This is a genomic window from Pseudomonas libanensis (genome assembly GCF_001439685.1).
GTDB classification, from domain to species: Bacteria; Pseudomonadota; Gammaproteobacteria; order Pseudomonadales; family Pseudomonadaceae; genus Aquipseudomonas; species Aquipseudomonas libanensis.
Window position 1 is genome coordinate 55505 of the sequence record NZ_JYLH01000010.1, and the last position, 24967, is coordinate 80471.

A 24967-nucleotide genomic window follows, 5' to 3' on the forward strand; every position below is an offset into this window, starting at 1 on the left:
AATTGACATTGTTCAATTCTCCATTATTCAAAAGGGCCTGCTTGACCGGCAGGTATCAATGGTTGGCGTTTCGCGGCCAATGGTTCCCCCTTTTAAATACCAGGCAAAACTTGAGCAGCAGGCTCATCGCGGGTTCCACGTAAATGGCAGGTTTCTCAGCGCACGTAAGGTTGCGTTGGAAGGGCGAAACGCTCCCCGCACACACCACGCAAGTGGTGCTCGAATTGCTCGATGATCGCTGCCCAGCCTTGGCGGCTGGCATGTTGGCGAGCATTCAGGCGCATGCGGCGTAAACTCTCCGTATCCTCCAGCAGCCAGTTGGCGGCATCGCAGAACGCATCTTCATCCCCTGGCATCGCCAGCACGCCGTTGTAGCCGTGACGAATGTGCTGGGTAGCGGCTGCCTGGTCGTAGGCCACCACGCCCAGCCCCGAGGCCATGGCTTCCAGTACCACATTGCCGAAGGTTTCGGTCAGGCTGGGGAACAGGAACACATCGCCGGACGCGTAGTGCCGCGCCAGTTCCTCACCGCGCAAGGCCCCGCAGAAAATCGCTTCGGGCAGTTCCTTTTCCAGCATCGCCCGTTGCGGCCCATCACCAACGATGACTAGTTTCATCTGGCGCATTGGGTAACGGTCCTGCAGCGTCTCGAAGCAGCGTTTCAGCAGGCCCAGGTTCTTTTCCTGTGCAAGCCTTCCCACATGCAGCACGGCGATTTGCTCATTGTTCAACGCCCAAGTTTCACGCAGCGCATTGTCGCGTTTGGCCGGATGGAACAATTGGCTGTCGACGCCCCGTGACAACATCCCCAGGCGCTCGAAATGCCGACGTTCCAGTTCCAGCCGTTGGCTGGCGCTCGGTACCAGGGTCAGGCTCGAACGGTTATGAAACCAGCGCAGGTAATGGGTGACCATGCGACTGAGCAGGCTCAAGCCATACTGGTTCGAATACTGCTGGAAGTTGGTGTGAAAGCCGCTGACGACGCTGATACCCAGCCGACGCGCTGCCCGCAGGGCCGATAAGCCCAGCGGCCCTTCCGTGGCGATATACAGCACGTCCGGACGTTGGCGGCTCCAGCGCCTGAGCAGTTTGTGCATCGACGATTGGCCCCACTGCAGCCCTGGATAGCCCGGCAATGGCCAGCCGCGACACAGCAGCAATTGATCGTCGCTCGAGCGGCTCTGGTCGGCACCCTGGCGAGGGCGTACCAGTTCGACCTGATGGCCACGCAAGCGCAAACCCTCGCATAGACGGCCAAGGGTATTGGCCACCCCGTTGATTTCCGGCGGGAAGGTTTCGGTGATCAGGGTGATGTGAAGCGAGGCTGTCGTCATGACCCACAGTGTCGCCGTGGGCCATGTCGTCATTGTGTCAGTGGGATGATGGATTTATGACGTGGCAACGGCTTGCTGAGCCATCGCCTCGGCGCCTTGCTCGCGCACCCAGAACAACGTCGCCCCGGCGACCGCCGCCGGCATCATCAGCAGGTTGACCACCGGTACCAGCAGCACCAGGTAGACGATGCCGCCGAAGCTCATGCTCTGCCAGCGCTTCTGGCGCAGCCAGGCGAGCATTTCGTTCCAGCCCAGCTTGTGGTTGTCGGCCGGGTAGTCGATGTATTGGATCGCCATCATCCACACCCCAAACAGCAACCATAGCGGCGCCGCGATCAGGTTGACCACCGGAATGAACGACAGGATAAACAGGCCGATGGCCCGTGGCAGGAAGTACCCCAGCTTGCGCATTTCCCGGGCCAGGGTACGTGGGACCATGGCAATCAGCTCAGCCCAGCTGAAAGGCGGGAAGTCATCGGTGCCACGTACCACCACCTCGACTTTTTCGGCAAGGAAGCCGTTGAATGGCGCTGCGATGATATTGGCAAGCATGGTGAAGGTGAAAAACACCATCAGCACCACTAGCACCACAAACAACGGCCACAACAGGTAATTCAAAAATCCTAGCCAGTTGGGCACTGTCGGCATCAAGCTGTCGACCCACAGGCTGAACTGATGGCCGGCAAAATAGATCAACCCGACGAACAGCACCAGGTTGATCCCCAGCGGCAGTAATACAAACAGGCGCAGGCCGGGGCTCAACACCAGCTTGAGGCCCTCACGCAGGTATTGCGGGCCGGAAAGAACAGGGGCAGGCATGGACAACTCCGAGCAGGATGACGAACGCGCCGACCTTACCGGCTTTGCACAGGATGTGAAAGCGCGGGTACGTAGGCGACATTCACGGTAACAAAGGTGTCGATTAACTCGATCGGGCACATAGAGAGTTGCTATGAGCTGGATTGTTAATGCGTATTTCCTTAATCTTGCCCTCCTCGATACCCTGCACCCATTATTTTTCAGGACCTGGCGAGTCAAAGCCTTCCCCAAGTGCTTCGCGGTCCTTTTTTATTCCAGCCGCTCTGTGGTTCGAGCGGTCGATAGGAGTGAGTCATGTCTGATACCCGTCATTCCCGAGTGATTATTCTCGGATCCGGCCCTGCCGGTTACAGCGCTGCCGTCTACGCTGCCCGGGCCAATCTCAAGCCGCTGCTGATCACCGGCATGCAGGCGGGCGGCCAGTTGACCACCACCACGGAAGTCGACAACTGGCCGGGCGATGTCCACGGCCTGACGGGGCCGGTGCTCATGGAGCGTATGAAAGAGCACGCCGAGCGTTTTGAGACCGAGATCGTCTTCGACCACATCAACAAGGTCGATTTCTCGAAAAAGCCTTACAGCCTGACCGGCGACAGTGGCGTGTACACCTGTGACGCACTGATCATCGCCACGGGCGCCAGCGCGCGTTACCTGGGCCTGCCTTCGGAAGAAGCCTTCATGGGCAAGGGCGTTTCCGCCTGCGCCACCTGCGACGGTTTCTTCTACCGCAACAAGCCGGTTGCCGTGGTTGGCGGTGGTAATACCGCCGTGGAAGAGGCACTGTACCTGGCTAACATCGCCAGCACCGTGACCCTGGTCCACCGCCGCGAGACCTTCCGCGCCGAAAAGATCCTGATCGACAAGCTGCACGCCCGTGTCGCTGAAGGCAAGATCATCCTCAAGCTCAACGCTACCCTGGATGAAGTCCTGGGTGACAACATGGGCGTGACCGGTGCTCGCCTGAAAAACAACGACGGCAGCTTCGACGAGCTGAAAGTCGATGGCGTGTTCATCGCCATCGGCCACACCCCGAACACTTCGCTGTTCGAAGGCGTGCTGGAAGCCAAAGACGGCTACCTGGTGGTGCAGGGCGGTCGTGAAGGCAATGCTACCGCGACCAACATCGAAGGTATTTTTGCGGCTGGTGACGTGGCTGACCACGTCTACCGCCAGGCCATCACCTCGGCCGGCGCCGGTTGCATGGCGGCCCTGGATGCCGAGCGTTACCTCGACGGCCTGCAGAACGCTACGTTCTGAACCTGTTGAACCCAAAAAAACCGGCTGCGAGGCCGGTTTTTTTATGCGCGGGATTTAAACAGCGCCACAATCCTTAAGTGCTAACCCAATCACTGTGGGCGCTGGCTTGCCTGCGATGGCGGTGTATCAGTCACACCGCCATCGCGGGCAAGCCCGGCTCCCACACTGACCGGGTTTTCAAATTGAATCAGCGGCGGGTCAGGGGCTGTGCGGTGAAACGCACACCCGCCAAACCATGGGCAATCAACGCCCGGATATTCCCATGGTCACTGCCCTCGGGCGTGGCCACCACCGAACGGTAATGCTCACCGAACGCCAGCAACGCTTCCTGGTCGCTCAACTCTTCCAGCAACGCCAGACCCAAGGTCTTGCACGAACCTTCGTTCTGTCCGGCAGCGTTTTCCACATTGCCATTGGTAAAGGCTTGCGGCTGGTAGTCGTAGCCGGCGGCAACAAAGGCCAGGGTATCGGCAAAAACGTGTTCGCCGCTGTCGAGGCTGGCGCGCAGGGTATTCAAATCAGTCATGGGGTTTTCCTTTGGCAAACGCTGCTTGTTGGTCGGCGTTGGCTTCTTGCTGGTATTGGGCTTTCCACTCGGCATACGGCATGCCGTACACCACTTCACGGGCCTCATCGAGGCTGACCTCGATCTGGCGCTCGTCGGCCTCAGCCTTGTACCACTTGGACAGGCAGTTGCGACAGAAGCCGGCGAGGTTCATCAGGTCGATATTCTGCACATCCTTGCGGCTGTCCAGGTGGGCCACCAGCCGGCGGAAGGCGGCGGCTTCGAGTTCGAGGCGTTGTTGGTCGTTCATAGGGCTCACTGCAGATTCAGGGGGTTAGCGGCTGGCCGCCAGGGTAATCGAAACCGATTCGGCAAAACGCAGCGCATGGGGCTTGTCCACTTCGACCTCGGCGTACAGCACCGACTCGTTGCTCATCACCAGGTCCAGCAATTCCTGGGTCAGGCGCTCCAGCAGAGCGAAACGGTTGCCTTCGACATGGGCGATGATCGCCTTGGTGATGGTGCGGTAGTTCAGGGCGTGGTCGATATCGTTGTCGCGCACGGCTTCCTGGGCGGCATACAGGATGGTCAGGTTGATCAGCACGTCCTGCTTATTGAGGATTTCGTCCTCGTTGATGCCGATAAAGGTGCGCAGCCGCAGGTCCTTGACCCGGATACGCGCCATGCCTGGTTGAAGTTGTGGCATTGCTACTTGCTCCGTCCAATCAGTTGCAGGAACTCCATGCGCGTGGTGTTCGATTCGCGGAAGGCGCCGAGCATCACCGAGGTGTTCATGGTTGAATTCTGTTTTTCCACGCCGCGCATCATCATGCACATGTGCCTGGCTTCGATCACGACCGCCACGCCGGCGGCCTGGGTCACGTCCTGGATGGCGTCGGCGATCTGCCGCGTGAGGTTTTCCTGGATCTGCAGGCGCCGGGCGAACATATCCACGATGCGCGCCAGTTTCGACAGGCCCAGTACCTTGCCGGTCGGAATATAGGCCACATGGGCCTTGCCGATAAAGGGCAGCAGGTGATGCTCGCACAGCGAGTACAGCTCGATGTCCTTGAGGATCACCATTTCGTCATTGTCGGAAGCGAACAGCGCGCCGTTGACGATTTCTTCCAGGTTTTGCCCGTAGCCATGACACAGGTACTGCATGGCCTTGGCGGCACGCTTGGGCGTATCGAGCAGGCCCTCGCGCTGCGGGTCTTCGCCCAGGCCCTTGAGGATTTCGCGATAGTGGTGGGGCAGGGATAAGGTCATGCAACATCCTCACAGACGGCTTACTTGATATGCCGCCCGCCGTTGACGGTCAGGGTGGTACCGGTGACATAGGGGGTGTCCAGCAGGTAGCGCACGCTCTGGTAGATCACCTCGGGCCCGGGCTCGATGCCCAGGGCCGACTTGCCCAGGACCTTGGCGCGATAGTTCGCGTCATCGCCCTCATTGAACATCACCATCGCCGGGGCGATGCCGTTGACCTTGATCAGCGGTGCGAACTGCGCGGCAAATGACAACGTGAGGCTGTCGAGCCCGGCCTTGGTGGCGCAGTAGGCAATGTGCTGGCGACTGCCCTTACGCACCACATCATCGCTGATATGCACGATGTCGGCAGGTGTCGAGCGTTGCAGCAAGGGTGAACAATGCAGGTTGATCAGGTACGGCGCAAGCATATGCACGCTGAACATGTCGATAAAGGCGCGGCTTTCGTCGCCTGGGGTTTCGGCGACCCAGGCCGACGCGTTGTGGATGATCGCGCGCAGGCTTTGGGTGTGGGTGTGCAGTTCGGCAATAAAGGCAAGAATCCCGGCTTCGCTGGAGAAGTCGGCGAACACACCGATGGCACCCCGATCACGCAGGGCCTGCACGCCGGGGCGTTCGCTGCGGTAGCTGAAAATCACCGATTGGCCATCATCCAGCAGGCGCTCGGCGCAATGCAGGCCGACCCGTTGGCCGGCACCGGTGATCAGGATCGGGGCGTTGGTTGCAATCATGGGAGGCTCAAGTCGCTGGCAGGCTCAAACTATACCAGCGCCCCGGCCCCCTGTACTCAAGCGGCGGCTTCGGTGACTTTGCGTGGAGGCGAGGGCTGTAGCCAGTTCGCCAGCAGATGGGTCGACAGCGGGATAAAGAGGTAAACCATCAGCGGTGTCAGCACAGCCGTGCTGACCAGTACCCGGCTGAACAAATCCAACTCGTTGAGCAGCGGCCCCAGGCCGAAGTTGAACAGCAATGACACCGGGAAAAACGCCAGCCAGATCGCCACTGCCTGTTTCCAGCGTGGAGGGCGAGCACCCACGGCGCCAAACCAGCCATCAATACCGCTTACACGGTACTCGGATGGGTCGGCAAACAGTTCGCTGCCGCGGCTCAGCCACGCGCTGCGTGAGGCGGAAAACTCCCAGGCGTGCAGGGTCTTTTCGTCGGCGAAGCGGAAGATGATCTGGAATTCATCGTCATGGGGCGGGGGAGCCAGAACGCCGGAACCCAGGTAACCCGGGAAGTCAGTGGCCAATTGCTCGCCTTCGCGCAGCCAGGCCATCAATTCTTCGTAGCGACCTTTGGCTACGCGTCGCGCAACCATCAAGGTAACGGGTGAGGTAGACATCGTGTATCTCCAAGTGATCGGGTGCGCTGGGCCGGATAAGCGGCGCACGAACGAAGCTGCGGGGTGATGCAGCGACGTAAAAAACAGGCAAGGATTATTCCTGTTTTGCCGAAATACGCCAGAAGCTTCGGATGGATCGCCGTAGATCTTGAATCATGGGCTTCAATGGGCGTTAAATAAGATCCAAGCCCACATGGATTTTTTGACCGCTGATGTCCGAAATCATTGCTCCTGTTCGAGAAGCGACACCCGACAGTCACGTTGACGCCGAGGTGCTGTTTCCGATTCGTGAAGTGGCAAGGCTTACCGGTGTAAACCCGGTAACACTGCGTGCCTGGGAGCGTCGCTATGGCTTGATCCAGCCCGTGCGCACCGAAAGTGGGCACCGGCTGTATTCAAGCACCGATATCGATACGGTTCATCGCATTCTCGACTGGATCGAGCGTGGCGTAGCGGTGAGCAAGGTGGGTAAGATCCTGGCGCGTGACCCACTGCCTGGCGAGCCCGCCACGGCGTCACGCAGCGATACCGAGCTGGAGTGGCGCCAGTGGCAGGCGCAGCTGAGGTTGGCAATCAGCGCCTTTGATGATCATGAGCTGGGCCAGCTGTATGGCCAGATATTCAGCGTCTACTCAACGACCGTCGTATTTCAAGACATTCTGATGCCGCTATGGCAGCAACTGTTGCGTCACCAGGGGCGCTTTGGCCAGGCCAGCGAGTGGCTGTTCTTCGACAACTTCCTGCGCTCGCACGCCTCGCGTTGCCTGCAGATGGCCTGTGCCTCGCCGGTACCCAGGGTGCTGTTGGCGGCCATCGCGGGTGAGTGCCGTGAGCTGGAACTGCTGGTTGCAGGCCTGCTGATGTCGAGCGACAAGCTCGCAGTCAAGGTTCTGGGAGTGGGCCAGCCACTCGATGAATTGACGCTGATTTGCGAGAGAACCCAGCCGCAAGCCTTGGTGCTGTTTTCCAATCACGCTCCCGGCGCCGAACTGCCATCGCGGCTCAATCGCCTGGCGTTGACGCTCAATTGCCCGTTGCTGTTGGCTGGAGATGGGTCGGACTTGGCCGAACAAAGCCTGGCGGGCTCGTCGATTGGTTGCCTGGGCAACGACGGCCGTGTGATGCCGCGTCGCTTGCAGCAGTTTCTCAGCGGTCGCCTGGATACCTGACCTCAGGCATGCACCTGGGGATGGACCAGGCGGTGCTGGTGCAGGATGAACTGGCGCAGGCGCTCGATTTCACCGGCATCACTCTGGTTCAGGCGATAGGCGAACAGGCCTCGGGCGGTTTCTCGCTCCAACGTACCGCGCAGCGCGATACGTTCGTAGCCGGAAGGGCTGAACCACAGGGAAAAGGTCTTGGGTGGGTTGGTCCGGCCACGCACTTCTACCAGCACACCCTTGAATGACACTTCGTGCACCCATAATGCGCTGGAGTAGCCCTTGACGTTTTCCAGTGCAACGGGTGTTTCCAGGGCCAGCCGCCAGGGGCGGATCATCGGCCCGTCTTCGAAAATGCTCGGCACACCCAGGCGCAAATGCACGGCATGAAATTCATCTTCCACCAAATGCAGGGGGAAGGTCAGTTGCTGGTTGTCGAACTGCGCCTGGATGGTGACCTGGTCGTGAGCGGCAAGCCGGGTGAGCAAATCGCGAATCTGCGCTCCGCCATTGACCGTCAGGCTCGACCACGCATCCCGCAGGTTGAGTTGCGGGTTGTGCTGCATGTCCTGGATAAAATCCAGCTCGTCCTGCGTCAATAGCGTGTGGCGCTGCATTGATCTGGCTCAAGGCTAAGGCATTAAAAAGCCATTATCGCTCTAAAGGCTGCATCTTTTACAGTTTGTTGATTCCACTCGTCGCCTTGAGAGCCGCGAGCTCGGCTTTGAGTTCGGCCAATTGGGTTTCCAACTGAGCGACGCGTTGCTGCGCCTTGACTTGAAGGGTGACGTCTTTTTGCACGCCGACGAAGTACGTCTGCTTGTCGGCCTCGTTGTACACCGTCGAAAGCGATAGCTCATTCCAGAAGTGGCTGCCGTCCTTGCGGTAATTGCGCAGGGTTTCCCGGCACGAGCCACCGCTGTCGAGGGCTTCACGAATGGCCATCAGCGCCGGCTGGTCGCGGTCGCCTGACTGCAGGAAGCGGCAGTCCTGATACAGGATCTCGTCCAGGGTATAGCCGGTGAGCCGTTCGAAGGCCGGGTTGACGTAGATCAGCGGTTTGTCCTTGCCTTCGCGTTCGGCAACGACGATGCCGTCGTTGGAAGCATTGACGACCATTTGCAGCAGCTTGGCGTTAATCATTGAGCGGTCCATGGCTTGTTTTGATCCTGCAAGTTTATGGCAAGTCTTGAATGTTGCACGGTGCGCACTGAAATATTGGCACAGGCTGCTAATATCCCAGGCTTTGACTCAACTACAGGATCAGATTGATGAAAGTCGCCATCCTTTCCGGCTCGGTCTATGGCACGGCTGAAGAAGTCGCTCGCCATGCCGAAGAAATCCTTAAAGACGCCGGTTTTGAAGCCTGGCATAACCCTCGCGCTACTTTGGCCGACGTGCAGGCGTTTGGCCCTGGGGCTTTCCTGGCGGTGACCTCGACCACCGGCATGGGCGAGTTGCCCGACAATCTGCAACCCCTGTACTCGACCATTCGCGATCAACTGCCCGCTGCCTGGCGCGGCCTGCCCGGTGCGGTCATTGGCTTGGGCGATGCCAGCTATGGCGATACTTTCTGTGGTGGCGGGGAGCAGATGCGCGAATTGTTCGCTGAGTTGGGCGTACGTGAGGTGCTACCGATGCTGCGCCTGGACGCCAGCGAAAGCGTCACTCCAGAAACGGACGCCGAGCCGTGGCTGGCCGAGCTCGTCACTGCACTGCGTGGTTGATCGCAGTCAGCGTCGTCAGTGAAGACCTGCCTTCATTGACGGCGTTTCCCTGACACAAATCTGTACTATTCTGTTGGCTGACTCGCTCAGTCATCAAGCTGGCTGCGAAGGCAACTCCTTCGGCCTCGGCGTCTGACTAGACTGGCTCTCACTTTCGACACAATAAGAAGTGCGCCAAGGAGGTCATTGCCGTGAGCCTAGCCCCCGCTTTATCGCCACAGGATGTCAAAGCCCAGGTCAGTGCTGCCGAATGGCAGACCCGCGTCGACCTGGCGGCCTGTTATCGCCTGGTGGCGATGCATGGTTGGGATGACCTGATCTTCACGCACATTTCTGCCAAGGTGCCAGGTACCGAGGACTTCCTGATCAACCCCTATGGGCTGATGTTCCACGAGATTACCGCCTCGAGCCTGGTCAAGGTCGACCAGGCCGGCAAAAAACAGATGGACAGTCCCTACGAGATCAATCCTGCGGGCTACACCATCCACAGCGCCATCCACGAAGTGCGCCATGACGTGACGTGCGTGCTGCATACCCACACCGCTGCGGGCGTGGCAGTCTCTGCACAAAAGCAGGGGGTGTTGCCTATCAGCCAGCAATCGCTGTTCGTGTTGTCGAGCCTTGGCTATCACGCCTATGAAGGCGTGGCGCTCAATCACGAAGAAAAGGCCCGGCTGCAGGCGGACCTGGGCGAAAACAATTTCCTGATGCTGCACAACCACGGCCTGCTGACCTGCGCCGGCACCATCGCCGATACCTTCCTGATGATGTTCACCTTCCAGCGCGCCTGCGAGATCCAGGTACTGGCGCAAAACGGCGCACCTGAGCTGATTGCCATCGGGCCGCAGATTCTCGCCGGCGCCAAGGCGATGGTGGCAGCTGTCACAAAAAGCGCCCAAGGTATGGGTGGTGCGCTGGCCTGGCCGGCGCTGCTGCGCAAACTGGACCACCAGGACCCCGGGTATAAAAGCTGATGCCACTTGCCGAGATACCACTCAGGGCCTGGCGCAAACGCGGCCAGGACTTCGTCTTTCGTGGCCATACCCTGCGATATTGGGTGGCCGGGCAGGGCGAGCCATTGCTGCTGATCCATGGTTTCCCCACTGCCAGTTGGGATTGGCATTATCTGTGGCAGCCGTTGGCCCAGCGCCATCTAGTGATTGCCTGCGACATGCTCGGCTTTGGCGACTCGGCCAAGCCCCTGAATCACGACTATTGCCTGCTGGAACAAGCCGACTTGCAACAGGCGCTGCTTGACCATCTGCGAGTGGAGCAACCGGTGCATGTCCTGGCCCATGACTACGGTGACAGCGTCGCCCAGGAGTTACTGGCCCGGCATTACGAGGGGCGTTTCCAGATGGCCAGTTGCGTGTTTCTCAATGGCGGGCTGTTTCCGGAAACCCATCGGTCGACGTTGGTGCAAAAGTTATTGCTCAGCCCCCTGGGCTGGATGATTGGCCGGGCCTTTGGACGCAATGCACTGGCCAGCAGTTTCAACCAGATCTTCGGCCCGCGCACACGCCCCAGTGAAAGCGCCCTGGATGATTTTTGGAGCCTGATCAGCTGCAATGATGGCCCACGCATCCTGCACAAGCTGATCGCCTACATTCCACAGCGCCATCGCCTGCGCGAGCGCTGGGTAGCCGCCATGCAGCGGGGCGATGTAGCGTTGCGGGTGATCAATGGCGAGGTTGATCCCATTTCCGGCGCCCATATGGTCGAACGCTATCACCAACTGGTGCCCCACGCCGACACGGTATTGCTGGCCAATATCGGCCACTACCCGCAGATCGAGGCGCCGGTGCAGGTGCTCAAAAACTACCAGGCGTTCCGTGATTGTCTCGGCCAGCCGGCGCCGCGTGCGGTCTATTCCTGAAAAGGCATCATCCTGCTGCCTTATCGAGCACCATTCAGCCTCGGCCGTCTTTATTGTGACCAAAGGCGCTGTGCGTGACACTCTGGCTATTCCCATTGTCGCCAGCGGAGTTCGGTATGAGTGAGTCAGTGCAGTTCCAGGATAAGGTCGTGATCGTCACCGGTGCCGGCGGTGGCCTGGGCCGGGCCCATGCGCTGCTGTTTGCCAAACACGGAGCCAAAGTGCTGGTTAATGACCTGGGTGGCTCAACCCAGGGCGAGGGCGCCAACGCCTCGGCGGCCGACCGGGTGGTGGCAGAGATTCGCGCAGCAGGCGGCATTGCTGAAGCCAACCATGACTCCGTCACCGACGGCGACAAGATCGTACAAAACGCCCTGGATGCATTCGGCCGTGTCGACGTGGTGGTCAACAATGCCGGGATCCTGCGCGACAAGACCTTCCACAAAATGGACGACAGCGACTGGGACCTGGTCTACCGAGTGCATGTCGAAGGCGCCTACAAAGTCACCCGCGCCGCCTGGCCCCATCTGCGCGAGCAGGGTTATGGCCGGGTAATCTTCACCGCCTCCACCTCGGGCATCTACGGCAATTTCGGCCAGTCCAACTACGGCATGGCCAAGTTGGGCCTGTATGGCTTGACCCGTACCCTGGCGTTGGAAGGGCGCAAGAACAATATCCTGGTCAACGCCATTGCCCCCACGGGAGGCACACGAATGACCGAAGGGCTGATCCCGCCGCAAGTGTTCGAACGCCTCAAGCCGGAGCTGGTCAGCCCGCTGGTGGTGTACTTGGGCAGCGAGGCCTGCGAGGAAACCGCGGGGCTGTTTGAAGTCGGTGGCGGTTGGATCGGCAAGACCCGCTGGGAGCGCAGCCTGGGGGTGGGGTTTGATCCGCAGGCGGGCTTCTCGCCGGATGATGTGGCGGCTCATTGGCAGCAGATCTGCGATTTTGAAGGGGCTGCGCACCCAAGGGATAATATCGAAGCCTTGAAGGAGATGATGGCTAACTTGCAGAAGTTCAGCCTCTGATCATTGCTGGAAAATCACTGAATCCAACGGGGCGTCGATGACGCCCCGCTTTATTGCGGGCATAAAAAAGGCCGCTGCATAGCAGCGGCCGAAGTAAGACGTTGGATCAAGGAGCGACAAATCAACGTCAGTGAACACCGGGAACAGACTGAATAAAGGATCAATCTGTAGTAAATAAGCTTTTTCTCCCAACCTTGGAAGCGGGCCGTTTGCCCTGAAAGCCAGGCAAGAATAATCGGTTGTAACAAAATGAGTAATAGCAGTTCAGGACAAGGACTGTTACATAAATGACAATAATTGCCCCCGTCATCGATTCTCCTGATAGCCCCTTATCCGTCCAACGCATGCCCCCTGTGCAAGCCCTGTTCTGCCGGGCCGTTCATCCTTTCGAGTGACAACACGAATACCTCCTTGGTGCGCTTATCGCTCCTCAAGGGCGGCAGTAGGGTGGGGCCTTCTGTCACTCACCGGGGAAGACGCATGACAAAAACAATAATGCGCGCCATCTTCACGCCACAGGCGCTGGCCACTGCGGTTGCGTTGGGTTGCTGTGCCCAGGCACAGGCTGTTTCGTTCAATATTGGCGAGATCGAAGGGCAATTCGACTCTTCGCTCTCGGTGGGCGCGAGCTGGGGCATGCGCGATGCCGACAAAAGCCTGGTCAGCACCGTCAACGGTGGCACCGGCCAGGCGTCTACCGGGGATGACGGGCGCCTCAACTTCAAGAAGGGCGAGACCTTTTCCAAGATCTTCAAGGGCCTGCACGACCTCGAACTTAAATACGGCGATACCGGCGTGTTCGTGCGTGGCAAATACTGGTACGACTTCGAACTCAAGGACGAAGACCGCGAGTTCAAGCAGATCAGCGATCACAACCGCAAGGAAGGCGCCAAGTCCAGCGGCGCGCAGATCCTCGACGCCTTCGTCTACCACAACTATTCCCTGGGCGACCTGCCCGGTACCGTGCGCGCTGGCAAGCAGGTGGTCAGTTGGGGCGAAAGCACCTTCATCGGTAACTCCATCAACAGCATCAACCCCATTGACGTCTCGGCGTTTCGCCGCCCAGGGGCCGAGATCAAGGAAGGGTTGATCCCGGTGAACATGCTGTTTGCGTCACAAAGCCTGACCAACCAACTGACCGTGGAGGGCTTCTACCAGCTGGAATGGGACCAGACCGTGCTGGACAACTGCGGCACATTCTTCGGCGGGGATGTGGCGGCGGACGGCTGCACCGGTAACTACACGGTGGGTAACCCGGCGATTGCCCCTCTGCAACCCATAGCAGCGGCACGTGGCCAAGGCTTTGTGGTGACCCGCGAAGGTGTGGTGGTGCAGCGTGCCGCCGACCGTGATGCACGAGACTCCGGCCAGTTTGGCGCGGCCTTGCGCTGGCTGGGTGATGACACTGAATACGGCCTGTACTTCATGAATTACCACAGCCGTACTCCGACCGTGGGCACGATTACCGCCAATACCAATCTTGCGACCATCGGCGCCATTGGTGCCGCTGCTCCACCCGGCTTCGGGTCGGCCCTGGCCCAGAGCACTATGCTCGGCCGTGGCCAGTACTACCTGGATTACCCGGAAGATATCCGCCTGTTCGGTGCCAGTTTTTCTACCACCCTGCCTACCGGCACAGCGTGGACCGGCGAGATCAGCTATCGGCCGAATGCACCGGTACAACTCAACACCACCGACCTGACCCTGGCACTGGTCAACCCGATTGCCGGCAATACCGCGTCGCCGATCCGCAGCGCGTTTGGCGCGGACAACAAAGGCTACCGCCGCAAGGAAATCACCCAGATTCAAAGCACCATGACCCAGTTCTTCGACCAGGTGCTGGGCGCCGAACGCCTGACGCTGGTTGGCGAAGCGGCGGTGGTGCACGTCGCGGGCCTGGAAGATAAAAGCAAGCTGCGTTACGGCCGCGACTCGGTGTACGGCGCCTACGGTTTCGAGGGCGACACTGACGGTTTCGTCACCTCTACCTCCTGGGGCTACCGCGCGCGGGCGATCCTGGACTACAACAACGCCATTGCAGGGGTGAACCTCAAGCCCAACCTGTCCTGGTCCCACGATGTGGCTGGCTACGGCCCCAACGGCCTATTCAACAAAGGCGCCAAGGCCATCAGCGTCGGCGTGGATGCGGACTATCGCAGCACCTACACCGCCAGCCTGAGCTACACCGACTTTTTTGGCGGTGACTACAACACCCTGACCGACCGCGATTTCCTCGCCCTCAGCTTCGGCGTGAACTTCTGATCTGGCTTAAAGAAGGACAAGACCCTATGCGTAAGATGATTGCAGTGATGGCCCTGAGTGTATTGGCCGCTAACGTAATGGCGGCGGTGTCGCCCGAAGAAGCCGCCAAGCTCGGCACCACCCTGACCCCGGTCGGCGCCGAGAAGGCCGGCAACGCCGATGGCTCGATCCCGGCCTGGACCGGCGGCATCCCGAAAAACGCCGGCGCGGTAGACAGCAAGGGCTTTCTCGCCGACCCCTTTGCCAATGAAAAACCGCTGTTTGTGATCACGCCCGCCACCGTGGACAAGTACAAAGACAAACTCTCCGAGGGCCAGGTGGCGATGTTCAAGCGCTACCCCGAGACCTACAAGATTCCGGTCTACCCCAGCCATCGCACGGTCAACCTGCCGGCGGACATCTATGAGTCGATCAAGCGCAGCGCCCTGAATGTGCATGCGATCAATGACGGCAACGGCCTGGAAAACTTTACCGGCAACCGTTATTACGCGTTCCCGATCCCGAAGAACGGTGTGGAGGTGCTGTGGAACCACATCACCCGTTATCACGGTGGCAACCTGCGCCGCATCATCACCCAGGCCACGCCGCAGACCAACGGCAGCTACACGCCGATCCGCTTCGAAGAAGAAGTCGCGGTGCCCCAGGCCATCGCGGATATCGACCAGGCCAAGGCGGCCAACGTGTTGAGTTACTTCAAGCAGTCGGTCACCGCCCCGGCGCGGCTGGCCGGTAATGTGCTGCTGGTGCACGAAACCCTCGACCAGGTGAAGGAGCCGCGCCTGGCCTGGATCTACAACGCCGGCCAGCGCCGTGTGCGGCGGGCGCCGCAGGTGTCCTATGACGGCCCGGGCACAGCCTCCGACGGCCTGCGTACCACCGACAACTTCGACATGTTCTCCGGCGCCCCCGACCGTTATGACTGGAAGCTGGTGGGCAAGAAGGAAATGTACATCCCCTACAACAGCTACAAACTCGACTCGCCGAAGCTCAAGTACGACGACATCATCAAGGCCGGGCATATCAACCAGGACCTGACCCGTTATGAGCTGCACCGCGTGTGGGAAGTGGTCGGCACCGTCAAGCCCAGCGAGCGGCACATCTACGCCAAGCGCCACATGTACATCGACGAAGACAGCTGGCAGGTTGCCCTGGTGGATCACTACGACGGTCGCGGCCAACTGTGGCGCGTCGCCGAAGGTCATGCGCAGTTCTATTACGACCACCAGGTGCCGGCCTACACCGTGGAAACCCTGTACGACCTCATCGCGGGGCGCTATATCGCGCTGGGCATGAAGAACGAGGAGAAGAGCAGCTTCGTGTTCGGCTTCGCGGCCAAGGCGGCGGACTACACCCCGGCCGCACTGAGGTCGGCAGGCGTTCGCTAGTACCTTTGTGAAATGCAATCAAAGTGGGGGAGGGGGCTTGCCCCCGATGGCGGCCTGACAGCCCACTGGGATGTCGGGTTTGTGCATGGTCACTAATCACCCTGCTGAATACTTCTTCAACAACCACCAACCACGGGTCTACGGTTGCATAACAATAAAAAAGCAGGATGCAGCAATGACCGCCATGACCCGCTGCCTGGACCGTCCTGGACTCATGCCAAGGCTGTCCGCTCACCACCTGTTGCGCCCGCGCCTGGCTGGGCCGCTGCTCGCGGCACAGGCGCGGGTGAAGTTGTTGTGCGCGCCTGGGGGCAGTGGCAAGAGTGCGCTGCTCGCCGAGTGTGCATTGCAGGCACCCAAGGAGTGCCTGGTCTACTGGATGCCACTTAATGGTGCGGCGCTCACCCCCTTGGATTTCTGCGCACGGCTGGCGCAATACCTGGGCCTGCGGTTTATCGACGAAGCCACATTGCTGCTCGACCTCAGCCGTTGGCCAACCCCCACGTGGCTGTTTCTCGATGATTTCTGTCGTCTGCCGGCGCCCGAACTGGACGCCTTGCTTGACCGTTTGCTCACCGCCAGCAGCCCACACCTGACCTGGTGGCTGGGTGCGCGGCGACGGCCGTTGTGCAACTGGCCACGCCTGTTGCTCGACGATGAATTGCTGGAGTGCAGTGAGTTGTCATTCAGCGCTGCGGAAATCCAGACGCTGCTCGCACCAGGGCAGAGCGTCGACAGCATTATGCAGTTCAGCGCCGGTTGGTGTGCCGGGGTACGTATTGCCTTGCTGGACGACGGTCATCCCGACAAAACCTTGCTTGATTATCTGCAGCATGAACTCTTCAATACCTTGCCGGCGCCATTGGTGGACGCCTGGCGCGTGCTGGCCCATCTGCCACGCTTCAATCAGAGCTTGTGTGAGCATCTATTCGGCATTGACGACGGCGCTCAGTATTTGCACACGTTGCAGGCGCTCGGCGCGTTTATCCAGCCTTGGGAAGACACCAGTGACTGGCTGCAAGTCTTTGCCCCGCTGGCGCGATTGATGCGCGAAGCCCCCTGGCCGACCAAGCGTTCATGGCACCGACGTGCGTGCCAGTGGTTTACTGCCGAAACCGACTGGCAGGCGGCCTTCGAGCAGGCGCTGCTGGCAGAGGAATACGAACTGGCGGTAAGCCTATTGCAGCATTTCAGTTTCGAAGATTTGTTTCGTCAGCAAAACGCGGTGCTCCTGTTGCGCCTGCATGAGCAGCACGGCGATGAGTTGATGCTGGGGTCTGCGCAATTGGTGGGGTTGGTCACGGCCGCCTTGCTGTTTGCCGGGCGCTTCGAGCAGGCGGCGTTGTGTATCGACCAACTGGCCCGATTTGCCCCCCAGCCGACGGCCGCTGGGCAACGCTATCTGCTGGCGCGCTGGCAGGCCCAATGGGGCTGGCTGCTGCATTTGAGCGGCGATGCCGGACGCTCCCGCGAGCATTTCCTCGAAGCGTTGCAAGCCTTGCCTGAGAGTGCCTGGACGTCGCGCTTGATGTGCCTGTCGGGCCTGACCCAGCAAGCCTTGTTGCGCGGTGAGCTGGATGTCGCCCAATCCTTGAACCGCGAAGCCCTGTGCCTGGCCCGTGCCCATGATTCGCTGGTCCTTGAGGCCTTGCTTGAGCTGGATCATGCTCAATTGCTGGAGCAGCGCGGCGCACCCTACCGGGCACAAAGCCTGTTGGAGACGGTGCAGGCGATGTTGGCCCGCCAACGCCTCAAGGCTGGGCCGTTGGTGGGGCGTATTGTCCTGCGGCGCGGGCACTTGGCCTTGCGGCAGGGCCAAGACAGCTTGGCGGCCGAGTGTTTTGAAGCGGGCTTGACGATGTGCCAGCAGAGCCAGGACAAGCGCGTGCTGTATGGTTTTCTCGGCCTGGCGCTGTTGGCCGCCAATCGGGGCGACTACGCCCAAGCCTTTATCCAACTGCGTGACGCCGAGCGCCTGATGCAGCAGCGCCATGTGCCGGACACGGTGTATCGCGCGGTGCTGCTATTGGTCAGCGGGCACTTCTGGTTGCAGCAGGGGCGTGCTGAATTGACGGTGCAAGCGGTGCGCCGGGTGTTGCGTCATTTCCGTGGACCTTGCGCCAAGCAGGCACCACCGGCCACCTTGGAGCTGATCCCGCGCCTGGAGTATTTGCTGGTGTTGGCCGAAGTCAAGCTGGGCTGTGCCGAACAACCCATTACGCGGCTCAATGCCTTGCTCGACACCTCCCGGCAGCGCGGCATGCTCTGCCTGGAAACCGAACTGCACCTGGTGCTCGGAGAAGTGACCTGGCAACTCGGTGACCCCGCCTTGGCCCGTCGGGCGTTGCAGGCGGGGTTGGCGCTGGCGGGGCGTTGCCAGGTGCAGCAGGCCATTCGCGAGTTGCGTTTGCGCGCACCCGGGCTATTGAGTGAACTGGGCCTGGAGCCACAGGCAGCGCCTGTCGGTGCCGTGGAAAACCCACTGAGCCAGCGCGAGCTGCAAGTGCTGGAGTTGATCGCCCTCGGCAATTCCAACCTGGAAATCGCCGAGCGCCTGTATATCTCCCTGCATACCGTCAAGACCCACGCACGGCGTATCCACAGCAAACTCGGAGTGGAGCGACGCACCCAGGCGGTGGCCAAGGCCAAGACGCTGGGCTTGATGGTCTAGGCGCAGAAGGCCTGGCGGTATTCACTCGGGGTGGCGCCCATGGCTTGGCGAAAGCGTTGGTTGAAATGGCTGGCGCTGGAAAAACCGCACAGCAGGGCAACCTCGCCCATCGGCAACGCGCTGCTGCGCAGCAAGGTCTGCGCCCGCGCCAGGCGCCGTGCCAACAGGTATTGATGGGGCGGCAGGCCGAAGCTTTGCCGGAACATTCGTGCGAAATGGTATTCCGACAAGGCACACAGTGCGGCCAACTGGCCGAGGCTGATGGGGTCTTCGACGTGGTGGTCGATGTATTCCACCAACAGCCGTCGCTGGTGCGCCGCCAGCCCGCCTTTGAGGCGCAAGCCTTGGCGGGCGCCGACCTGGCTGAGCAGGGTATGGCTGAGCATTTCATGGGCCAGGCTGCTGGTCAGCAGGCGCTCGCCGGGCTCGTGCCAGTTAAGGCCGACCAATTGGTGAAAACGCCGGGCCTGGTGGGCATCTTCAAGGAAGGTGCCCTCACGCAATTGCAGTGCACGCGGTTCGCGGTCGAGCAGGGTGATGCAGCCGAGGGCAAATTGTTCCGGACTGAAATACACATGGGCCAGGCGAATCTCGCCATTGATCACCCAGGCCGACTGATGCTCGGCCGGCAGGATGCACAGCTTGTCGGGGCCACCCTTGGTGCCCGGCCGCTCACGGCGAAACGTGCCGGTGCCGCCGCCGATATAGCACGACAAGGTGTGATGGCTGGGCGCCTGATAATCCTGGGCGTCATGGTGGTTGCTCCACACGGCTGCAGCCAAGCCATCGCCCAGTTCGGCGCAGGCCTCGAGGCGCGCATGGGGCGAACGGTTGAGGGATTGAAAGACTTGCAGGGATTGCAGCTCTGGCATGGTGTGTTCTCCGACACCTTGCATCCTACGCTCCACGGCTGGTGCTGTGAGCCCACCGCCCGACAAAAGCGCAAGAATGTGCAAGAGCCCTTCAAGGGTTGGAGGCGACACTGTGGCTCAATCGATGGAGCCCGCTATGAACCTCTTCCTGTATTTACTGACCGTGCTGATCTGGGGCACCACCTGGATCGCGCTCAAATGGCAGCTGGGCGTGGTTGCCATTCCTGTGTCGATCGTTTATCGCTTCGGCTTGGCTGCGCTGGTGCTGTTCGGGCTGTTGCTGCTCAGCGGCAAGTTGCAGGTGATGAACAGGCGCGGGCACCTGATCTGCCTGGCCCAGGGTTTGTGCCTGTTCTGCGTCAACTTCATGTGCTTTCTGACTGCCAGCCAGTGGATACCCAGCGGCTTGGTGGCGGTGGTGTTTTCCACGGCGACCTTGTGGAACGCTCTGAATGCCCGGGTGTTTTTCGGCCAGCGGGTTGCGCGTAACGTGTTGATGGGCGGCGCGCTTGGGTTGCTGGGCCTGGGCTTTCTGTTCTGGCCGGAATTGGCCGGGCATACCGCCAGCCCGCAGACCTTGCTGGGTCTGGGCTTGGCGCTGCTGGGAACACTGTGTTTCTCGGCGGGCAATATGCTCTCGAGCCTGCAACAGAAGGCCGGGCTCAAGCCGTTGACCACCAACGCCTGGGGTATGGCCTATGGCGCGGCGATGTTGGCCACCTATTGCACGGTACGCGGTATTCCGTTCCAAATGGACTGGAGTGCACGATATATCGGCGCCCTGTGGTACCTGGTGATCCCGGGGTCGGTCATTGGCTTCACTGCTTACCTCACCCTGGTTGGCCGCATGGGCCCGGAGAAAGCCGCGTATTGCACTGTGTTGTTCCCGGTGGTGGCGTTGAATGTGTCGGCGTTTGCCGAGGGCTATCAGTGGACAGCGCCGGCTTTGGCAGGGCTGGTGTTGGTGATGTTGGGGAATGTGTTGGTGTTTCGTAAACCCAAGCCGGTAGCTCCGACGTTTCATGCGAAACAAATCTAATGTGGGAGGGGGCAAGCCCCTCCCACACTTTACTGAGTCGCCTGGTCTATTTGAGGCCCAGGCGCTTGGCCATGCGCCCAAGGTTGGCGCGGTCCAGGCCCAGTTCCCGGGCGGCGCCGGCCCAGTTGTGCTGGTGACGTTCCAGGCAGGTGCTGATGACCTGGCGCTGGTAGTGTTCGGTAGCCTGGCGCAGGTCGCCAGTGGCGATGGGCGCCGCTTCGGCCGGTGCTTCAGTCACCGCTGCACTGACATCGGGCAAGTCCAGGTCCAGGGCGCTCAGGCTGAGAATCTTCGGGCGCTCGCGGCAATTGCCCAGGGCTTTCAACGCGCTGCGTCCGATCAAGTGCTCCAGCTCGCGCACATTGCCGGGCCAGTTGTAGGTCATTAGGGCCGCCTGGGCATCATTGGTCAGGCGCAAACTGCCCAGGCCCATGCGCGAACGGTTCTGTTCGAGGAAGAACCCCGCCAATAGCAGCACATCACGCCCGCGCTCCCGCAGGGCTGGTACTTGCAGCGGGTACACACTTAAACGGTGGTAGAAGTCCGCCCGGTAGCGGCCATTGCGCACTTCTTCGGCGAGGTCGCGGTTGGTCGCGGCGATCAGGCGCACATCCACCTGATGCTCCTTGTCCGAGCCCAGGCGCTGCAACTGGCCGCTTTGCAGCACACGCAGCAGCTTGGCCTGCACGGTCAACGACAATTCGCCCACTTCATCGAGGAACAAGGTGCCGCCATTGGCCAGTTCGAACTTGCCCCGCCGCTCGTTCAGCGCCCCGGTAAAGGCGCCGCGCACATGGCCGAACAGCTCGCTTTCCACCAGGGTCTCGGGCAGGGCGGCGCAATTGAGACTAATCAACGGTTTGTCGGCGCGGGATGACGCCGCGTGGATCGCCTGGGCCACCAGCTCCTTGCCGACCCCGGTTTCGCCGGTGATCAGCACGGTCAGGTCACTGCCACCCACCAGTTTGATTTCCTCAACCAGTCGTTTATGCGTCTTGCTCTGGCCGATCATTTCCTTGTGCTGCTGGCCGCTGGCCTGGCGATAGATCTCGGCGCGTTGGTGCTCGTCCTCAGCCCGCAACGCCAGGCGTTCGATGCGCTGCGCCACATTGACCGTGGCCGCGGCGAGGCTGGCGAAGGCTTGCAGGGCGTCCAGTTCGACCCGTTCAAAGCGTTCTGTGTCGAGGGCATCCAGGGTCAGCAGGCCCCAGGGCCGGTCGTCGACAAACAGTGGGCAGCCCATGCAGTCGTGAACCTCCAGGTGCCCGTGCAAACCGGCGACCAGGCCGTCATAGGGGTCAGGTAATTGGCTGTCGCTGTCGAAACGGGTGGGGCCGGGGCTGCTCAGCAGTACCTCGAAGCGTGGATGTTCGCTGATTTTGAAGCGTCGGCCCAGGGTGTCAGGGCTCAAGCCATCCACGGCCAGCGGCACCAGCCACTCACCGTCCAGCCGCAGCAACGCGGCGGCGTCACAGGGCAGCAGGGCGCGCATGGCTTGTAGCAGGCGTCGGTAACGCTCGCCTTCGGGCAATTCCCGAGACAAATCGGCCACCAGCGGCAGCAGGGTGGTGAGCAACGGTTGTGCAGTCATACTGACTCCTTGTAGTCTTTATGACTATAGAGTGTACGAAGTCATATTGACTAGACGATATTTAACTCATTGAAAAACATGGATTTTTTAATTGGCACGAATACTGACTACCTAAAGGTAATGAGTAAAAAGACCTAGGAGTCTCCCATGCTTAGTGCCCAAGACCGTGCCATCGTCAAATCCACCGTGCCCCTGCTGGAAAGCGGCGGCGAAGCGCTGATTACCCATTTCTACCGCATGATGCTCTCCGAGTACCCCGAAGTGCGCCCGCTGTTCAACCAGGCTCACCAGGCCAGCGGCGATCAGCCCCGTGCCCTGGCCAATGGGGTGCTGATGTACGCGCGCCATATTGACCAGTTGGACCAATTGGGCGATCTGGTGGCCAAGATCATCAACAAGCACGTGGCCTTGCAGATCCTGCCCGAGCATTACCCCATCGTCGGTGCCTGCCTGCTGCGGGCTATTTCCGAAGTGCTGGGCAGCGAAATTGCCACCCCAGAGGTAATGAGTGCCTGGGGTGCGGCCTACGGCCAGCTGGCGGACATCCTGATCGGCGCCGAAGCGGCCATCTACGATGAAAAAGCCCAGGCGCCCGGCGGCTGGCGCGGTGCGCGGCCGTTCCTTTTGGTCAAGCGCGTGGACGAGAGCGACGAGATCACCTCGTTCTACTTCGCCCCGGTGGATAACGGCCCGATCCTGGCTGCCACACCTGGCCAGTACATCGGCCTGAAACTGGTGCTTGATGGCGAAGAAGTGCGTCGCAACTATTCCCTGTCGGCCCTCACCGATAACGGCATGTACCGCATCAGCGTCAAGCGCGAAGCCGGTGGGCGGGTGTCCAACTACCTGCATGACCAGATGCACGTCGGTGCCACCATCGACCTGTTTCCACCGTCGGGCGAGTTCACCCTGGCCGCCAGTGATAAACCGCTGGTGCTGATCAGCGGCGGGGTGGGTATCACCCCAACCCTGCCAATGCTCGAAGCGGCCCTGGCGACCCAGCGCCCGGTGCATTTTATCCACTGCGCCCGTAATGGCGGGGTGCATGCGTTCCGTGACTGGGTAGACAGCCTGGCGGCCCGGCATCCGCAGCTCAAGCGTTTCTACTGCTATGCCGAGGATGACGGTATCAGCCCGGCGGCGGACAAGGTTGGAATGCTGAACCAGGAGCAGTTGGAGGCCTGGTTGCCTGAGCAGCGGGATGTCGATGCGTACTTCCTGGGGCCCAAGGGGTTCATGGCGGCAATCAAGCGGCACCTGAAGGCGCTGGGCGTACCGGAGAAGCAGGCGCGCTATGAGTTCTTCGGCCCGGCTGCGGCGCTGGAATAGACTTTGGCCAAATGACCGTGTCGGCATCATCGCGGGCAAGCCCGGCTCCCACAGAGGATTGCATTCCAATGTGGGAGCCGGGCTTGCCCGCGATGGCGTCCGCACAATCACTACATTTGCCACGATTAATCCGCTGTTAACCCCTCTCTGTTTTAACCACTGCCTGTGTGTAAACTTGTTGCCATCAGGCACAACCATAATCAGGCAAAGGGAAAGACGGGGATGATTGACGACATGCGTTTGGGCAGGGAGCGGCGCTTTCTGGTGTTGCTGGGCATCATCTGCCTGGCGCTGATTGGCGGGGCGCTGTACATGCAGGTGGTGCTGGGCGAAGCACCATGCCCGCTGTGTATTCTGCAACGCTACGCCTTGCTGCTGATCGCACTCTTCGCGTTCATCGGGGCGGCCATGCGCACCAAAGGGGCGGTCACGGTCTTCGAAGGGCTGGTCGTGCTCAGCGCCCTGGGTGGCGTGGCTGCGGCCGGTCATCACGTGTACACCCAGTTCTTCCCCCAGGTCAGCTGCGGCATCGATGTGTTGCAGCCGATCGTCGATGACCTGCCCCTGGCCAAGGTGTTCCCCCTGGGCTTCCAGGTCGATGGCTTTTGCAGCACCCCCTACCCGCCGGTCCTCGGCCTGTCCCTGGCCCAATGGGCGCTGGTGGCGTTCGTGCTGACGGTGATCCTGGTGCCACTGTGCATCTATCGCAATCGTCATCCCAAAGCCTGAGCCTTCGCTCCATTAAAACGCTCCGCCCTTCTTGTGAAGGCCGGAGCGTTTTTGTTTGTAGGGATTTGTGAAAGCGCCGTGACGAGGAGCAACTTAAGGTGCGCACGGTGTGCGACATGTTGTCACACGGACGCTGTCGCAGGACGTTTCTGACCCATGAAATCGGCGCTTAAATTTGCACCCTGTGCACAAATTGTGCTGTCAGTTCGTGGTGCGAGCGGCGCCGCGCCGCACCTGTGGTCCGAGCGCTCGATGGATCTATGAATGCCTTGTTTTATGGGGACTTGGATAGCTTCGGCATGCCCTTACAGGCTGTAAAGGAAGTGGCAATCTGCCCAATAACAGGGCAATTTTTGTGGTTTTTGTTGAGAATCGAACGCGATAAGATCGCGAATCTTTGCAAGTTTGGTGAAGGATTGTTGCTGGAATCGATAAAAATTATTTCTTTATAAGACATGGTTTATACATCGCTAGCTAACTACAATCGCCCGCACTGAATGTCCGGTGCTGTTCAATCTTTGAGCATTGGAGCGGTCGAGGAGCAGAAGGAAGGCTCTGTGCGACCCCAGGTTCCGGCAGCCTTTCAACTATCCGCACCAAATGGAATTGGTCTGTAACAAGGCCTTTAGCCACGAAATCGAATAAGAACTCACTGCAGGTCCGTGCAACGTACAGCCATGACGTGTCGGGCAGGCTCTTATTCAATCGAAGAGAAATGCCAACCCTTGGCAGGGTGAAGTGTTGGCGATCAAAACCCAACTGCATTGCG

General features: G+C 60.3%; 25 protein-coding genes. 12 read left to right on the forward strand and 13 right to left on the reverse strand.

Annotation, left to right across the window (positions count from 1 at the left end):
* Nucleotides 1-155: 155 nt before the first annotated feature.
* Complete coding sequence (locus TU73_RS16510) at nt 156-1334, reverse strand: glycosyltransferase family 4 protein (RefSeq protein ID WP_057013123.1); 1179 nt, start codon at nt 1332-1334, stop codon at nt 156-158.
* Between the two features lie 54 nt (nt 1335-1388).
* Entirely contained in the window at nt 1389-2153 is a 765-nt protein-coding gene (gene cysZ / locus TU73_RS16515) for a sulfate transporter CysZ (RefSeq protein ID WP_057013124.1), read from the reverse strand.
* 294 nt (nt 2154-2447) lie between these two features.
* On the opposite strand from cysZ, the gene trxB reads away from it, so the two are divergent.
* Nucleotides 2448-3410: a thioredoxin-disulfide reductase gene (gene trxB, locus TU73_RS16520; protein ID WP_057013125.1), complete on the forward strand. Its 963-nt coding sequence runs from the start codon at nt 2448-2450 to the stop codon at nt 3408-3410.
* Between the two features lie 187 nt (nt 3411-3597).
* On the opposite strand, the gene TU73_RS16525 is transcribed toward trxB, so the two are convergent.
* Genes TU73_RS16525 through TU73_RS16550 form a run of 6 tightly spaced genes read right to left on the reverse strand, consistent with a single transcriptional unit; the run spans nt 3598 to nt 6529 of the window.
* A complete protein-coding gene (locus TU73_RS16525; protein ID WP_057013126.1) occupies nt 3598-3936 on the reverse strand; it encodes a HopJ type III effector protein in 339 nt (112 codons plus the stop codon).
* The gene (locus TU73_RS16530) at nt 3929-4225 is read right to left on the reverse strand and encodes a DUF1244 domain-containing protein (RefSeq protein WP_014719882.1); all 297 of its coding nucleotides are present in this window, start codon (nt 4223-4225) and stop codon (nt 3929-3931) included. Before TU73_RS16530 ends, TU73_RS16525 begins: the two co-directional genes overlap by 8 nt.
* Nucleotides 4226-4249: 24 nt before the next feature.
* Nucleotides 4250-4621 carry a dihydroneopterin triphosphate 2'-epimerase gene (folX, locus tag TU73_RS16535; protein ID WP_005791287.1) on the reverse strand — a complete coding sequence of 124 codons (372 nt, stop codon included), beginning with the start codon at nt 4619-4621 and terminating at the stop codon, nt 4250-4252.
* A 2-nt stretch (nt 4622-4623) separates the two neighbouring features.
* On the reverse strand, nt 4624-5184 hold the full coding sequence (folE, locus tag TU73_RS16540; RefSeq protein ID WP_057013127.1) for a GTP cyclohydrolase I FolE: 561 nt from the start codon (nt 5182-5184) through the stop codon (nt 4624-4626).
* 20 nt (nt 5185-5204) lie between these two features.
* Nucleotides 5205-5915 (reverse strand): dihydromonapterin reductase, encoded by a 711-nt coding sequence (gene folM, locus TU73_RS16545; RefSeq protein ID WP_057013128.1) that lies wholly within the window; start codon nt 5913-5915, stop codon nt 5205-5207.
* Between the two features lie 56 nt (nt 5916-5971).
* Entirely contained in the window at nt 5972-6529 is a 558-nt protein-coding gene (locus tag TU73_RS16550) for a putative antibiotic biosynthesis monooxygenase (RefSeq protein ID WP_057013129.1), read from the reverse strand.
* A gap of 212 nt (nt 6530-6741) precedes the next feature.
* Between TU73_RS16550 and TU73_RS16555 the strand changes: the two genes are divergently transcribed.
* Nucleotides 6742-7698, forward strand: a complete 957-nt coding sequence (locus tag TU73_RS16555; RefSeq protein WP_057013130.1) for a MerR family transcriptional regulator — start codon at nt 6742-6744, stop codon at nt 7696-7698.
* Nucleotides 7699-7700: 2 nt separating this feature from the next.
* Here the strand turns inward: TU73_RS16555 and TU73_RS16560 are convergent, their stop codons facing one another.
* Nucleotides 7701-8306, reverse strand: a complete 606-nt coding sequence (locus TU73_RS16560; RefSeq protein WP_057013131.1) for a hypothetical protein — start codon at nt 8304-8306, stop codon at nt 7701-7703.
* 58 nt (nt 8307-8364) lie between these two features.
* Complete coding sequence (locus tag TU73_RS16565; protein ID WP_057013132.1) at nt 8365-8832, reverse strand: PAS domain-containing protein; 468 nt, start codon at nt 8830-8832, stop codon at nt 8365-8367.
* A gap of 128 nt (nt 8833-8960) precedes the next feature.
* Between TU73_RS16565 and TU73_RS16570 the strand changes: the two genes are divergently transcribed.
* The 7 genes from TU73_RS16570 to TU73_RS16600 all read left to right on the forward strand — a co-directional run bounded on the left by TU73_RS16570 (nt 8961) and on the right by TU73_RS16600 (nt 18638).
* Nucleotides 8961-9416: a flavodoxin gene (locus TU73_RS16570; RefSeq protein WP_057013133.1), complete on the forward strand. Its 456-nt coding sequence runs from the start codon at nt 8961-8963 to the stop codon at nt 9414-9416.
* Nucleotides 9417-9607: 191 nt separating this feature from the next.
* Nucleotides 9608-10390, forward strand: coding sequence for a class II aldolase/adducin family protein (locus tag TU73_RS16575; RefSeq protein WP_057013134.1), 783 nt, complete (start codon nt 9608-9610; stop codon nt 10388-10390).
* Nucleotides 10390-11292, forward strand: coding sequence for an alpha/beta fold hydrolase (locus TU73_RS16580; RefSeq protein WP_057013135.1), 903 nt, complete (start codon nt 10390-10392; stop codon nt 11290-11292). The genes TU73_RS16575 and TU73_RS16580 overlap by 1 nt, the downstream gene beginning before the upstream one ends.
* A gap of 116 nt (nt 11293-11408) precedes the next feature.
* Nucleotides 11409-12320 (forward strand): SDR family oxidoreductase, encoded by a 912-nt coding sequence (locus tag TU73_RS16585; RefSeq protein ID WP_057013136.1) that lies wholly within the window; start codon nt 11409-11411, stop codon nt 12318-12320.
* Between the two features lie 480 nt (nt 12321-12800).
* Entirely contained in the window at nt 12801-14582 is a 1782-nt protein-coding gene (locus tag TU73_RS16590; RefSeq protein WP_057013137.1) for a DUF1302 domain-containing protein, read from the forward strand.
* Nucleotides 14583-14608: 26 nt separating this feature from the next.
* Nucleotides 14609-15967: a DUF1329 domain-containing protein gene (locus TU73_RS16595; RefSeq protein ID WP_057013138.1), complete on the forward strand. Its 1359-nt coding sequence runs from the start codon at nt 14609-14611 to the stop codon at nt 15965-15967.
* A 175-nt stretch (nt 15968-16142) separates the two neighbouring features.
* The gene (locus TU73_RS16600) at nt 16143-18638 is read left to right on the forward strand and encodes a LuxR C-terminal-related transcriptional regulator (protein WP_057013139.1); all 2496 of its coding nucleotides are present in this window, start codon (nt 16143-16145) and stop codon (nt 18636-18638) included.
* Here TU73_RS16600 and TU73_RS16605 read toward each other — a convergent pair.
* Complete coding sequence (locus TU73_RS16605) at nt 18635-19510, reverse strand: helix-turn-helix domain-containing protein (RefSeq protein WP_057013248.1); 876 nt, start codon at nt 19508-19510, stop codon at nt 18635-18637. The genes TU73_RS16600 and TU73_RS16605 overlap by 4 nt on opposite strands.
* A gap of 136 nt (nt 19511-19646) precedes the next feature.
* Here TU73_RS16605 and TU73_RS16610 point away from each other — a divergent pair, with 136 nt between their 5' ends.
* Nucleotides 19647-20549, forward strand: coding sequence for a DMT family transporter (locus tag TU73_RS16610; protein WP_057013140.1), 903 nt, complete (start codon nt 19647-19649; stop codon nt 20547-20549).
* A gap of 46 nt (nt 20550-20595) precedes the next feature.
* Here the strand turns inward: TU73_RS16610 and norR are convergent, their stop codons facing one another.
* Nucleotides 20596-22140 carry a nitric oxide reductase transcriptional regulator NorR gene (gene norR / locus TU73_RS16615; protein WP_057013141.1) on the reverse strand — a complete coding sequence of 515 codons (1545 nt, stop codon included), beginning with the start codon at nt 22138-22140 and terminating at the stop codon, nt 20596-20598.
* 147 nt (nt 22141-22287) lie between these two features.
* Between norR and hmpA the strand changes: the two genes are divergently transcribed.
* Together hmpA and TU73_RS16625 are read left to right on the forward strand one after the other, a co-directional pair.
* Nucleotides 22288-23469, forward strand: a complete 1182-nt coding sequence (gene hmpA, locus TU73_RS16620) for an NO-inducible flavohemoprotein (RefSeq protein ID WP_057013142.1) — start codon at nt 22288-22290, stop codon at nt 23467-23469.
* A gap of 222 nt (nt 23470-23691) precedes the next feature.
* Nucleotides 23692-24198 (forward strand): disulfide bond formation protein B, encoded by a 507-nt coding sequence (locus TU73_RS16625; protein ID WP_057013143.1) that lies wholly within the window; start codon nt 23692-23694, stop codon nt 24196-24198.
* A gap of 474 nt (nt 24199-24672) precedes the next feature.
* On the opposite strand, the gene TU73_RS29515 is transcribed toward TU73_RS16625, so the two are convergent.
* The gene (locus TU73_RS29515) at nt 24673-24963 is read right to left on the reverse strand and encodes a hypothetical protein (RefSeq protein ID WP_082642623.1); all 291 of its coding nucleotides are present in this window, start codon (nt 24961-24963) and stop codon (nt 24673-24675) included.
* Nucleotides 24964-24967 lie beyond the last annotated feature (4 nt).